Source organism: Streptomyces sp. NBC_00286 (genome assembly GCF_036173125.1).
Lineage (GTDB): Bacteria > Actinomycetota > Actinomycetes > Streptomycetales > Streptomycetaceae > Streptomyces.
Map to the genome: position 1 here is coordinate 8,400,557 of NZ_CP108054.1, position 12,215 is coordinate 8,412,771.

Here is a 12,215-nt window from a genome sequence, read left to right on the forward strand (position 1 = left end):
GCACCACCGTGACGTCTGAATCCCCCTACCGGACCGGTATGGACGACCCCGGTCAGTACGACCCCACGCCCGGCCCGCCGCCGGGCTGCCCCGCCCACGGCACGGGCCCCGGCGGACTGCGCCGCCTGTACGGCCCCGAGGCGGAGGACATGGGAGCCCTGTACGAGAAACTCCGCGCCGAACACGGCAACGTCGCCCCCGCGCTGCTCCACCAGGACGTGCCGATCTGGGTGGTGCTCGGCCACACCGAGAACCTGCATATGGTCCGCACCCCCTCGCAGTACACCCGCGACAGCCGCATCTGGAACGCCGTCCGGGACGGCTCGGCGGGCCCGGACCACCCGCTCATGCCCCTCTTCGCCTGGCAGCCCATCTGCGCCATGGCCGAGGGCGACGAGCATCTGCGGCTGCGCGGGGCGGTGGTGGGCGCCATGTCGACCATCGACCACCGCGGCATCCGCCGCTACATCAACCGCGCGACGCAGCTCCTGGTCAACCGCTTCTGCGAGGAGGGGAGCGCCGACCTGGTGAGCCAGTTCGCCGAGCACCTTCCGATGGCCGTGCTGTGCGAGATCCTCGGTATGCCCGAGGAGTACAACGACCGCATCGTGCACGCCGCCCGCGACATGATCAAGGGCACCGAGACGGCGATCGCCAGCAACGAGTACCTCATGAGCGTCCTGAACCGGCTCACGCTGCGCCGTCGTGCCCAGCCCCAGGAGGACTTCACCAGCCACCTCATCAGGCACCCGGCAGGGCTCACCGACGACGAGGTGGCCCAGCACCTGCGCCTCGTGCTGTGCGCCGCCTACGAGGCCACCGCCAACCTCATCGCCAACGTGCTGCGCATGGTGCTCACCGACCCGCGTTTCCGCGCCCAGCTCAACGGCGGCCAGATGACGGTGCCCGAGGCGGTCGAGCAGTCCCTGTGGGACGAGCCGCCGTTCAGCGCCGTCCTGGGCTACTTCGCCAAGCAGGACACCGAGTTGGGCGGTCAGCACATCCGCAAGGGCGACGGGCTGCTGCTCGGAATGGCGCCCGGCAACGTCGACCCACGCGTCCGCCCGGACCTCACGGCGAACATGCAGGGCAACCGCTCGCACCTCGCCTTCGGCGGCGGCCCCCACGAATGCCCCGGCCAGGACATCGGCCGCGCCATCGCCGACGTCGGCGTCGACGCGCTTCTGATGCGACTTCCGGACATCCAACTCGCCTGCGAAGAGCATGAGTTGCGCTGGACGGCGTCCATCTCCTCACGGCACCTGGTGGAGCTCCCGGTGACGTTCATGGCGCAGCCGCCGCAGGACGACTCGCAACTGCCCGGCGCCCGCACCGCCGAGCGGCAGCCGCGGGTGGACTGGCAGGTCACCACGCCCGCCCCGGCACCCGAACCCACGCCGGCACCGCAGCCCGAGGCTCCCCGGCCCGAACCGGTGGCTCCGGAGGCCGGACCCGAGCGCCGCCTCGGCGCCTGGCAGCGCTTCGTCCGCTGGTGGAGGGGCTACTGACGGACCAGAATCGTCACTGATCCGCCCAGTTCTCGTACGCGGACCACGCCCCCAGCGTCCGGCCGCTCACGAACGAGTGGCTGTGCCCCGTGACCGGATCGGTGAACTCCAGCACCCGCGCCAGCAGTTGGAGCGGGCGCCGGAAGTCACCGGCCGGCATCGGGCCGGTCACCACCGGGTAGAGCGGGTCACCGAGGATCGGCACACCCAGCGCGTTCATGTGCACCCGCAGCTGGTGGGTCTGCCCGGTGCGGGGCAGCAGTCGGTAGCGCGCGCGTCCGCCCCGGTGCTCGAGCAGCTCGACCAGGGTCACCGCGTTCGGTTCGCCGGGGATCTCGCGGGCGGCCAGCACCCCGCGCTCCTTCTCGATCCGGCTGCGCACGGTCCGGGACAGCGCCAAGGATTCCCGGTACGGGGCCACCGCCTCGTACTCCTTGTGTACGAGCCGGTCGCGGAACAGCGACTGATACGCGCCCCGTTCCTCGGGCCGCACCGTGAACAGCACCAACCCGGCCGTGAGCCGGTCCAGCCGGTGCGCCGCCGTGAGCGACTCGATGCCGAGTTCCCGCCGCAGCCGCGCGAGAGCCGTCTCGGCGACATGACTGCCGCGCGGTGTCGTGGCCAGGAAGTGCGGCTTGTCGGCCACGACGATGTGCTCGTCGCGATACACCACATCGACATCGAACGGCACCGGCACCTCGTCGGGCAGTTCCCGGTGGAACCACACGAACATTCCCGGCACATACGCCGCGTCCGCCGCCACCGGCTGCCCGTCCGCCCCGACGATCAGCCCCGCGTCGAGCATCCCGTCGATCACCCCGGCCCCCGCCGCGAGCCGCTCCACCAGATGCTCCCGAACGGTGCCCCAAGCCCCGTCGACGGGCAATCGCACCCGCACCGGATCCACCCCCTCACGCTGCGGCAGGGGAGCGGCCGGAATGCGGTTCCTACGTCTCACCTGGTCAAGCGTACGCAGGGGCGCAGAGGCCCATCTGACTTCCTACGAGCCCAACCCACCCACCCGGTAGGCGAACCGCTCAACCGCCGGAGGCAGGCGCAGTCTCCTGCTCGGCCTCCACCTGCGCGTTCCAGTCCTTCTTCGCCGCCTGCCAGCCGTCCTCGTTGTGGCCGAGGCGCCAGTAGCCGGAGATCGACAGGTGCTCGCGCGGGATCTGGTGCTCTACGCGCAGCAGGCGGCGCAGCTCCTTCACGAAGGCCGCCTCGCCGTGCACGAAGGCGCACACCCGGCCCTCCGGGAACTCCAGCGCCCGTACGGCCTCGACCAGGGCCTCGCCGATCGGGCGGTCGCCGCGGTGCAGCCAGACGACCTCCACGTCGGAGGCGATCTTCTGCTCCTCGTCAGGGCCCTCGACCTCGACGAAGGCGTACACCTTGGCGCCGTCGGGCATCGCCTCCAGGGAGGCGGCGATCGCGGGCAGCGCGCTCTCGTCCCCGGCCAGCAGATGCCAGTCGGCCTCGGGATCGGGTGCGTACGCCCCGCCGGGACCCAGGAATCGTACGATCTCGCCCTGCTGGACCCGTGTGGCCCACGGCCCGGCCAGGCCCTCGTCGCCGTGGATGACGAAGTCGAGCGTCAGCTCGCGCAGTTCGGGGTCCCAGGCGCGGACGGTGTACGTACGCGTCACCGGCCACTGCTCGCGCGGGAACTCCTCGCGGATCCGGGCGATGTCGAAGGGCTCCGGATAGGTCACGCCCTCCGCCCCGAACAGCAGCTTGACGTAATGATCGGTGCGGCTGCCCGCGGAGAATTCGGCGAGGCCCTCACCGCCGAGAACCACGCGCTGCATATGCGGGGTGAGCCGCTCCGTGCGGACAACCCGCGCGGTGTGGGGCTTCGGAACCCTGCGTGCCGGACGCTCTGCCATGACGGCCTCCCGAACATTACTAAGGCTTGCCTAAGTTAGCACCTTCCCCTAGTTAACACCTCTTGCTCCATAAGTCGATGACCAAGCTTGGGGTGTTGATGACCACATCTTGGGAAAGGCGAAAGGTCGGCCCGAGACTGGCGGAGTGCGGGGCGTCACGGATCACGATCCGAGCGTCACCAGCAGCCGCTGCAACGAGCCGCCCAGACCCCAGCGCATTGCCAGCTCCTCCAGGGCCGCCGGATCGCGTGGCGCGCTCGGCAGCGCCGTGTCCACCACCGGCAGCGGTACGTCGTCGGCCACCTTGATGACCTTGGGCGCGACAGCCACGTACGGCCGTGCCTCGTCGAGGCGTCTGCGCTGCGAGGGCGTGAGCTTCGCCTTCGGGTCGTCGACCGCCGCCATGATCCCGGCCAGGTCGCCGAACTCGGCCAGCAGCTTGGCGGCCGTCTTCTCGCCGATGCCCGGCACCCCGGGCAGTCCGTCGCTCGGGTCGCCGCGCAGCAGCGCCAGGTCCGCGTACCCCGGACCGTCCACCCCATACTTCTCGCGGAGCAGAGCCTCGTCCGTGAGCTGCATGTTGCCGACGCCCTTGAGTGGATACAGCACCCGCACCTGCCGCTTGTCGTCGACCAGTTGGAACAGGTCGCGGTCGCCCGTGACGATGTCGACCGGGCCGGTGGCGCGGGCCGTGAACGTGCCGATCACATCGTCCGCCTCGTACCCCTCGACGCCCACGCGGGCGATGCCCAGCGCGTCCAGGACCGCCTCGATGATCGGCACCTGGGGCGAGAGGGTGTCGGGCACCTGCTCCTCGTCCGGGCCGGCTTCGTGCTCCTCCGCGACGCGGTGCGCCTTGTAGGAGGGGATCAGGTCGACGCGCCACTGGGGCCGCCAGTCCGCGTCCATGCAAGCCACGAGATCGTCCGGGTGGCGGTCCCGTACGAGGCGGTCGATGAATTCGAGCAGCCCCCGCACCGCGTTCACCGGTGTGCCGTCCGGGGCCTTCACGGACTCCGGGACCCCGAAATAGGCGCGGAAGTACAGCGAGGCGGTGTCGAGAAGCATGATCCGGCGAGAAGTCTGCGTCTGCTGCGTCACGCCACGCATCATGCCGTACGCCACTGACAGTCACTGTTCGGAGCAGGGCGGTCGGTGAAAGGGAACGCCGCTACCCGCTAAACGTAAGCAGCCTGTGAACTGGTTCACGTTCGCGTTTGGTCCAGACAACCCAGGGCAGGTGCGAGCCGGAGCGAAGCCGGTCCCCTTTTCAACTACACCTGACAAATGGGGAGTTGAAGGGGACTGGCCATGCGGGCGGACCCCGCGTCGCTCCACGGCCCGTCGGCGGGGGAGGCGGGCCGTATTCGTTCGACCTGAGAGGTACAAGTGTCATCCAGGCTGCAGGCTGAGCACCTTTACAAGGTGTTCGGCAGACGACCCGAGAAAGCGGTGGAGCAACTCCGCGAAGGAAAGGACCGTGAGGCGCTGCGCGCCGACGGCGCCACCGCCGCGGTGGTCGACGCGTCCTTCACAGTCGAACCGGGCCAGACCTTCGTGGTCATGGGCCTGTCCGGATCGGGCAAGTCCACGCTGCTGCGCATGCTCAACGGGCTGCTGGAGCCCACCGCGGGACAGGTTCTCTTCGACGGCCAGGACCTGACCGCCCTGAGCGACCGCGAGCTGCGCGAGGTCCGCTCGAAGAAGATCAGCATGGTCTTCCAGCACTTCGCGCTCTTCCCGCACCGCAGCGTCCTCGAGAACGCCGCATACGGCCTGGAGGTGCAGGGCGTACCGCGCGCCGAGCGCGAGTCGCGCGCCACCGACGCCCTCGCCATGTGCGGTCTTGCCGGCTGGGAGAAGTCCTGGCCCGACGAGCTGTCCGGCGGTATGCAGCAGCGCGTGGGTCTGGCCCGGGCGCTGGCCACCGACGCCGACCTGCTCCTGATGGACGAGTCCTTCAGCGCACTCGACCCGCTGATCCGCCGCGATATGCAGGACCAGCTGATCGAGCTCCAGAAGAAGCTCAAGAAGACCATCGTCTTCATCACGCACGACCTCAACGAGGCCATGCGCCTGGGCGACCGTATCGCCGTGATGCGCGACGGCCGCATCGTCCAGATCGGCACCGCCGAGGACATCCTGATCCGTCCCGCAAACGATTACGTCGCCTCCTTCACCAAGGACGTCGACCGCTCCCGCGTCCTCACGGCCGACGCCGTCATGGACACGAACCTGCGGGGCGACGAGGCGGACTGCGGCTGCGAGACCGCGCGGCCCGACAGCTCCTTCGTGGACCTCTGCGCGATCAGCGCCCGCGTGCCGCACTCGGTCGCGGTGCTCGACAAGGCGCAGACACTCGTCGGGGTCGTACCGCGGCAGCGCCTGATCGGCTTCCTCGGTGACGAACAGGGCGAGCCCAGGCCCTGCGACACGCCGCGTGACAAGGTTGTCAAGGCGGTGAAGGCCGATGCCTAGGATCCCCTTCGGCGACTGGGTCAACGACACGGTCGACTGGCTGCTCGAGCACATGGCGTGGCTCTTCGACTTCTTCAAGGCGATCTTCGAAGGCACGTACGACGGAATCAACGCCGTCCTCCAGGCCCCGGAACCGCTCCTCCTCGCGGGCATCTTCGCCGTGATCGCGTTCTGGCTGCGCGGCACCTCAGCCGGTGTCCTCACCTTCCTCGGGTTCGCCTTCATCGACTCCGTCGAACTGTGGGAAGACGCGATGGTGACCCTGTCGCTGGTCCTCGTGGCGACGATCATCGCGCTCGCCGTCGCGGTACCCGTGGGCATCTGGGCGGCGCGCTCCGACCGGGTGAGCAACACGGTCCGGCCGGTGCTCGACTTCATGCAGACGCTGCCGGCGATGATCTACCTCATCCCGGCGATCCTGTTCTTCGGCACCGGCGCCCCCGCGGGCATCGTGGCCACCATGATCTTCGCCCTGGCGCCCGGCGTCCGGATGACGGAACTGGGCATCCGCCAGGTCGACAAGGAACTGGTCGAAGCCGCCGACGCGTTCGGCACCACCCCCGGCAACACCCTGCTGCGCATCCAGCTCCCGCTGGCGTTGCCCACAGTCATGGCCGGCGTCAACCAGGTCATCATGCTGGGCCTGTCCATGGCCGCCATCGCGGGCATGGTCGGCGCGGGCGGACTCGGCGGCGACGTGAACGAAGCCCTCGGCCAGCTGAACGTGGGCCTGGGCTCCGAGGCCGGCGTCGCCATCGTCATCCTGGCGATCTACCTGGATCGTATGACCAGCTCGCTCGGCACCCAGGTCTCGCCGCTCGGCCGCCGCGCCCTCGCCAGGCTGCGCGCCGCGCAGGGCCTGAAGATCTGGTCCTACCGTCCCCGGCCCGCCGTGGCCATGATCGGTGTCGTCGTACTCGCACTGGTCGCAGGCGGCATGGGCGTCTTCGGCGGTACGAACTCCGAGACCACCGCCGCCGACTCCTCGAACGTCGGCCAGGGCAAGAAGATCACCATCGGCTACATCCCGTGGGACGAGGGCGTCGCCTCCACCTTCCTCTGGAAGGAGATCCTCGAGGAACGCGGCTACCAGGTCGAGACCAAGCAGCTCGAAGCCGGCCCGATGTACACCTCCCTCGCCGCCGGCGACATCGACTTCCAGACGGACGCCTGGCTGCCGACCACCCACGAGCAGTACTGGAAGAAGTACGGCAAGAAACTCGAAGACCTGGGCTCCTGGTACGGACCGACGTCCTTGGAGCTGAGCGTGCCCTCCTACATGAAGGGCATCGACTCCCTGGAGGACCTCAAGGGCAAGGCCTCGGAGTTCGGCGGCAAGATCACCGGCATCGAGTCCAGCGCCGGAATGATGGGCCTGCTGAAGGACAAGGTCCTGGGGGAGTACGGCCTCGACAAGGAGTACAAGGTCGTCGACAGCTCCACGCCCGCCATGCTGGCCGAGCTGAAGCGCGCGTACGCCAAGCAGGAGCCCATCGTCGTCACGCTGTGGTCGCCGCACTGGGCGTACAACGACTACAAGCTGACGAAGCTCAAGGACCCGAAGGGCGCCTGGGGCAAGGGCGACGACGTGCACACGGTCTCCCGCAAGGGCTTCGCCGCGGACAACCCGGTCGTCGGCCAGTGGCTCAAGAACTTCAAGATGACCGAGAAGCAGCTCACCAGCCTCGAGGCGGAGATCAACAAGGCGGGCGAGGGCAACCAGCCGCAGGCCGTGAAGGCCTGGCTGAAGTCGAACCCCGGCGTCGTCGACAAGCTGGCCCCGGTCGAGAACTCCACGGGCGGTGACCTGGCGGAGGCGAAGCGTCCGGTGGACGTCGCCTTCTTCCCCTGGGACGAGAACGTCGCCGTCACCTACCTGTGGAAGAACGTCCTGGCCCGCCGCGGCTACACGCTGAACCTCAAGCAGATGGACGTCGGTCCGGTCTACACGGGCCTGTCCACCGGCGACATCGACGTCAACTTCGACGCGTGGCTGCCGTACGCCCAGGCGAACTACTGGGACAAGTACAAGAACAACCTGAGAGACCTGGGCACCTGGTACCAGCCGACCTCGCTGGAGCTCGCCGTGCCCTCGTACGTGAAGGACGTGAAGTCCCTGGCGGATCTCAAGGGCAAGGCCGACACCTTCGGCGGCAAGATCATCGGCATCGAGCCGGGCACCGGCGAGATGAACCTGCTCAAGAAGGACGTCCTGCCGGGCTACGGCCTGGACAAGGAGTACGAGGTCGTCGACGGCTCCACGCCCGCGATGCTGGCCGAGCTGAAGCGCGCGTACGCCAAGAAGGAGCCGATCATCGCCGTCCTTTGGTCCCCGCACTGGGCCTACAGCGAGTACGACCTCACCAAGCTGTCGGACGAGAAGAAGCTCTTCGGCGAGGGGAACACGATCCGCACGATCACCAACAAGGCGTTCCCCGGCCAGTACCCGCAGCTCACGAAGTGGATCAAGAACTTCAAGATGAGCGAGGACGAACTCGGCACCCTGGAGGCCGAGATCAAGGACCGCGGCCAGGGCAACGAGGAGGAGGCCGTCGAAGCGTGGCTCAAGGAGCACCCGGACATGGTGAGCCGGATGACTCCGTAGCGATGCGGTAGTACGGCAGCAGTCCACTGAGGGGTGGGCTTCGCCCGCGGGGACCGTGCGGTTCCGGTGCGGCGAAAGCCCGCCCCTTTGTTTACGGCCTTGTGACGGCCGCATGAAACGGTTTGCCGAACGTGCGTAGGGTGCAAACAAAACATCGGGAGACATTGGCTCGTACGTTCCTCGTATGTAGTACTCCGGACGTACGAGAGGTACGAGACGTACGAGCACCGGGCTGTCACCGAGCCGCCCGCACCGATCCACGCACCGACGACGCACAGGAGGGAGCCGAAGCGATGGACGACAACAAAGACGCCCTTCGGGTGGGCGCGGCCGTCCGGCGGCGGCGCCGGGCACTGGAGCTCACCCTCGCCGTCGTCGCCGAGCGCAGCGGACTGTCGGTGCCGTTCCTGAGCCAGGTCGAGAACGAGCGGGCCCGGCCGAGCATGCGCTCCCTGCAGCGCGTCGCCGACGCCCTCGGGACGACCTGCGTCGAACTCCTCGCCGCCGCCGACCCGGCGCGCAGCGTGGACGTCGTGCGCTCCGACGACTCGGAGTTCACCCCCCACGAGCCCCTCGTGCGCCCCCTGGTGCGCGGTCACCACCAGTTGCACGCCATGGAGTTCAGCGGCGACCACGACGCCGGGCGCGAATTCCAGCACCGCAACGACGAGTTGATGTACGTCGCGGACGGCGCCGTCGAGGTCGAGGCGGAGGGCCGCGCGTACCGGCTGGGGCGCGGCGACACGCTGTACATGACCGGTGGCGTACGGCACCGGTGGCGGGCGACCGTGCCGGACACACGTGTGCTGGTCGTGGCGGTCGCGGACCATATCGAGGCGGCGGAGGACGCGCAGCGGTGAGGGACGCACTGCGGTGAGGGTGGTGTGCCGGTGAGGGTGGTGTCTCTGGTCCCGTCCCTCACGGAGGCGGTGGCCGCCTCGGCGCCGGACTCGCCGGGCCTGTTGGTCGGGGCGACGGACTGGTGCAGCCATCCCGCCGATCTCGATGTCGTACGGATCGGGGGCACGAAGAACCCGGATGTCGAGCGGATCGTACGGCTCGCGCCCGACCTCGTGATCGCCAACGAGGAGGAGAACCGGGAGCCGGATCTGACCGCCCTGCGGGAGACGGGGCTCGAGGTCCTGGTGACCGAAGTGCGGGATGTGCCGCAGGCGTTTCGTGAGCTGGAGCGGGTGCTTGAGGCCTGTGGGGTTCGGGCGCGCCCGCGGTGGCTGGACGAGGCGGAGGCGGTGTGGGCGGACCTGCCGGTGCCGGCGCGTCGCCGCCGTGCCGTTGTGCCGATCTGGCGGCGGCCGTGGATGGTGCTCGGGCGGGACACCTTCGCGGGTGACGTACTGGCGCGGCTGGGCGTGGACAACGTGTACGCCGGTCATGCGGAGCGCTATCCGCGGGTGCCGATCGAGGAGTTGAGGTCCGCGGAGTACGTCGTGCTGCCGGACGAGCCGTACCGTTTCACGGCCGAGGACGGCCCCGAGGCGTTCGAGGGTCGGCCTTGCGCACTGGTCAGCGGGCGGCATCTCACTTGGTACGGCCCTTCGTTGGTCGAGGCACCGGGAGTACTCGGCAGAGCAATTGCCTCCACCGGTTGAGCAGCTTCCCAAAGAGCCCGCACCCCTACCGACCCGCTTGCCCACGGCCCCGACCCACCACGGACCTAAGGGGCGCGGGGCTGTGTCAATTTGCGGCTCCGCCGCGATGGGGGTCCCCCCGCTCATGGGGGTCCCCCCGCTCGAGCGAAGCCGAGAGTGGGGGAGCAGCCGAGAGTGGGGGAGCGACCAGCCACCCATAACCCGCACCAAACAACGAACCCAACCGCCGGAGGCCAGGCGCGAGCCCCAAGGGCTTGGCGCTCCCACATAGGGTGGGCTTATGAGTGTGGCTGAACAGGAGTTTCCCGGCTTCTCCGGAGGGCTGGCACGGCGGGTGCCCGAGCTCGGGGCGTTGGAGTTGCTGCTTGCCGTGGCGCGGCTGGGGAGTCTGGGGCGGGCGGCGCGGGAACTGGGGATCACGCAGCCGGCGGCCAGCAGCCGGATTCGGTCGATGGAGCGGCAGTTGGGGGTGGCTCTGGTGGACCGTTCGCCCACCGGGTCGCGGCTCACGGACGCCGGTGCGCTGGTGACGGACTGGGCGCAGCGGATCGTGGAGGCGGCGGAGGCCTTCGATGCCGGGGCGCAGGCGCTGCGGGACCGGCGTGACTCGAGGTTGCGGGTCGCCGCGAGCATGACGATCGCCGAGTATCTGCTGCCGGGATGGCTGATCGCGCTGCGCGCTCAGCGTCCGGATACGGCTGTGTCGTTGCTCGCCGGGAACTCCGCCGTCGTGGCCGAGCGGCTTCTCGCCGACGAGGCCGACCTCGGCTTCGTGGAGGGGTTGTCCGTGCCGACCGGGCTCGACTCGGCGATCATCGCCCATGACCGGCTGATCGTGGTGACGGCGCCGGGGCATCCGTGGGCGCGGCGGCGTCGGCCGCTGGCGGCTGCGGAGTTGGCGGAGACGCCGCTGATCCTTCGGGAGAAGGGGTCTGGTACGCGCCAGGTCCTGGAGTCGGCCCTCGGTGGGCTGGCCCGGCCGTTGATCGAGCTGTCGTCGACGACGGCGGTGAAGGCCTCTGCGGTCAGTGGCGCGGGGCCGGCGGTACTGAGCGAGCTGGCGCTCGGCGAGGAGTTGTCGGCTCGCCGGCTTGTCTCGATTCCTGTGGCGGATGTGCGCCTCAGTCGGGCGCTGCGGGCGGTGTGGCCGGTGGGGCATCGGCCGACGGGGCCGGCGCGGGATCTTTTGTCGTTGACAGTTGCCTCCGGCGGTTGAGCGGGTGCCTCCGGCGGTTGGGCGGTTGGGTTCGTTGTCTGCCACGACGCACCCGCAGTCGCGACACGATCCCAACCCCCCACCCCGGTAGGCGCCCCACCCACCCGCCGGAGGCGCCCCACCCAGCCGGAGGCGGGGGGCCTGGGGGGCGCAGCCCCCCACGCGGCGGAGCCGCAAATTGATACAGCCGGGAAGGGGCGGGGCTGGGGAAAGGAACACTCTCGTTCAGGTGGCCGCGCGCACAAGCCCTCGCATCACACGCACGTCGTCCCCCATCTCCGGATGCCACTGAACCCCCAGCACCCACGCCGGACCGGCAAGTTCCAGCGCCTCCACCGTCCCGTCCGACGCATGCGCAGCAGCCGTGAGACCGGAGCCGAGGTGGTCCACGGACTGATGGTGGTAGGTGGGGACGGAGGTCTCCTCAGGCACCAGCCCGGCGTACAGAGAGCCGGGAACCGGCTTCACGGTGTGGCGACCGAAGACGCCCACCACCTCGGCATGCCCCTCGATGTGCTGCACGAGCGTCCCCCCGAGGGCGACGTTCAGCAGCTGCATCCCCCGGCAGATCCCCAGCAGCGGAGTGCCGGAGGCGAGCGCGGCGTCGATCAGGGCGAGTTCCCAACTGTCCCGCTCACCGGCCGCGGGCCCGGTACGAGGCTCACGAGCGGCCCCGTACCGCGCCGGATCCACATCCGGACCCCCCGCGATCACGAGCCCGTCGAGCCGGGCGACGACCGCCGCGGCATGCGCGGGATCGTCGGGCGGCAGCATCGCGGCCAGCCCGCCCGCGTCCCGCACCAGCCGCGGATACCCGACGGGCAGCAGCGCCGCCTCCAGCTCCCACACACCCCAGCGCGCGGACTCCAGATACGTACTGACTCCGATCAGCGGCCTGCCGCCCACCATGAA

At 69.5% G+C, this 12,215-nt stretch carries 10 protein-coding genes; 6 read left to right on the forward strand and 4 right to left on the reverse strand.

The window, feature by feature from the left end; genetic code table 11:
- Positions 1 to 38: 38 nt before the first annotated feature.
- Positions 39 to 1,508, forward strand: a complete 1,470-nt coding sequence (locus OHT21_RS37995) for a cytochrome P450 (protein WP_328774382.1) — start codon at positions 39 to 41, stop codon at positions 1,506 to 1,508.
- A 13-nt stretch (positions 1,509 to 1,521) separates the two neighbouring features.
- On the opposite strand, the gene OHT21_RS38000 is transcribed toward OHT21_RS37995, so the two are convergent.
- From OHT21_RS38000 to OHT21_RS38010, 3 genes are all read right to left on the reverse strand, one after another.
- Positions 1,522 to 2,466, reverse strand: a complete 945-nt coding sequence (locus OHT21_RS38000; RefSeq protein ID WP_328772797.1) for an RluA family pseudouridine synthase — start codon at positions 2,464 to 2,466, stop codon at positions 1,522 to 1,524.
- Positions 2,467 to 2,545: 79 nt separating this feature from the next.
- The gene (locus OHT21_RS38005) at positions 2,546 to 3,394 is read right to left on the reverse strand and encodes a siderophore-interacting protein (RefSeq protein ID WP_328772798.1); all 849 of its coding nucleotides are present in this window, start codon (positions 3,392 to 3,394) and stop codon (positions 2,546 to 2,548) included.
- A gap of 162 nt (positions 3,395 to 3,556) precedes the next feature.
- Positions 3,557 to 4,504: a 5'-3' exonuclease gene (locus OHT21_RS38010; RefSeq protein WP_328774383.1), complete on the reverse strand. Its 948-nt coding sequence runs from the start codon at positions 4,502 to 4,504 to the stop codon at positions 3,557 to 3,559.
- 279 nt (positions 4,505 to 4,783) lie between these two features.
- Here OHT21_RS38010 and OHT21_RS38015 point away from each other — a divergent pair, with 279 nt between their 5' ends.
- From OHT21_RS38015 to OHT21_RS38035, 5 genes are all read left to right on the forward strand, one after another.
- The gene (locus OHT21_RS38015; protein ID WP_328772799.1) at positions 4,784 to 5,872 is read left to right on the forward strand and encodes a quaternary amine ABC transporter ATP-binding protein; all 1,089 of its coding nucleotides are present in this window, start codon (positions 4,784 to 4,786) and stop codon (positions 5,870 to 5,872) included.
- A complete protein-coding gene (locus tag OHT21_RS38020) occupies positions 5,865 to 8,477 on the forward strand; it encodes an ABC transporter permease/substrate binding protein (protein WP_328772800.1) in 2,613 nt (870 codons plus the stop codon). Before OHT21_RS38015 ends, OHT21_RS38020 begins: the two co-directional genes overlap by 8 nt.
- 293 nt (positions 8,478 to 8,770) lie before the next feature.
- Entirely contained in the window at positions 8,771 to 9,337 is a 567-nt protein-coding gene (locus OHT21_RS38025; RefSeq protein ID WP_328772801.1) for a helix-turn-helix domain-containing protein, read from the forward strand.
- Between the two features lie 30 nt (positions 9,338 to 9,367).
- Entirely contained in the window at positions 9,368 to 10,087 is a 720-nt protein-coding gene (locus OHT21_RS38030) for a helical backbone metal receptor (RefSeq protein WP_328772802.1), read from the forward strand.
- 280 nt (positions 10,088 to 10,367) lie between these two features.
- Entirely contained in the window at positions 10,368 to 11,303 is a 936-nt protein-coding gene (locus OHT21_RS38035; protein ID WP_328772803.1) for a LysR family transcriptional regulator, read from the forward strand.
- Positions 11,304 to 11,528: 225 nt separating this feature from the next.
- Here the strand turns inward: OHT21_RS38035 and OHT21_RS38040 are convergent, their stop codons facing one another.
- Entirely contained in the window at positions 11,529 to 12,212 is a 684-nt protein-coding gene (locus OHT21_RS38040) for a gamma-glutamyl-gamma-aminobutyrate hydrolase family protein (RefSeq protein WP_328772804.1), read from the reverse strand.
- Positions 12,213 to 12,215 lie beyond the last annotated feature (3 nt).

Coding starts and splice junctions, on each gene's coding strand:
- OHT21_RS37995 (WP_328774382.1), top strand. CDS start 39: ATGGACGACCCCGGTCAGTACGACCCCACGCCCGGCCCGCCGCCGGGC.
- OHT21_RS38005 (WP_328772798.1), bottom strand. CDS start 3,394: ATGGCAGAGCGTCCGGCACGCAGGGTTCCGAAGCCCCACACCGCGCGG.
- OHT21_RS38010 (WP_328774383.1), bottom strand. CDS start 4,504: ATGCGTGGCGTGACGCAGCAGACGCAGACTTCTCGCCGGATCATGCTT.
- OHT21_RS38020 (WP_328772800.1), top strand. CDS start 5,865: ATGCCTAGGATCCCCTTCGGCGACTGGGTCAACGACACGGTCGACTGG.
- OHT21_RS38025 (WP_328772801.1), top strand. CDS start 8,771: ATGGACGACAACAAAGACGCCCTTCGGGTGGGCGCGGCCGTCCGGCGG.
- OHT21_RS38035 (WP_328772803.1), top strand. CDS start 10,368: ATGAGTGTGGCTGAACAGGAGTTTCCCGGCTTCTCCGGAGGGCTGGCA.
- OHT21_RS38040 (WP_328772804.1), bottom strand. CDS start 12,212: ATGGTGGGCGGCAGGCCGCTGATCGGAGTCAGTACGTATCTGGAGTCC.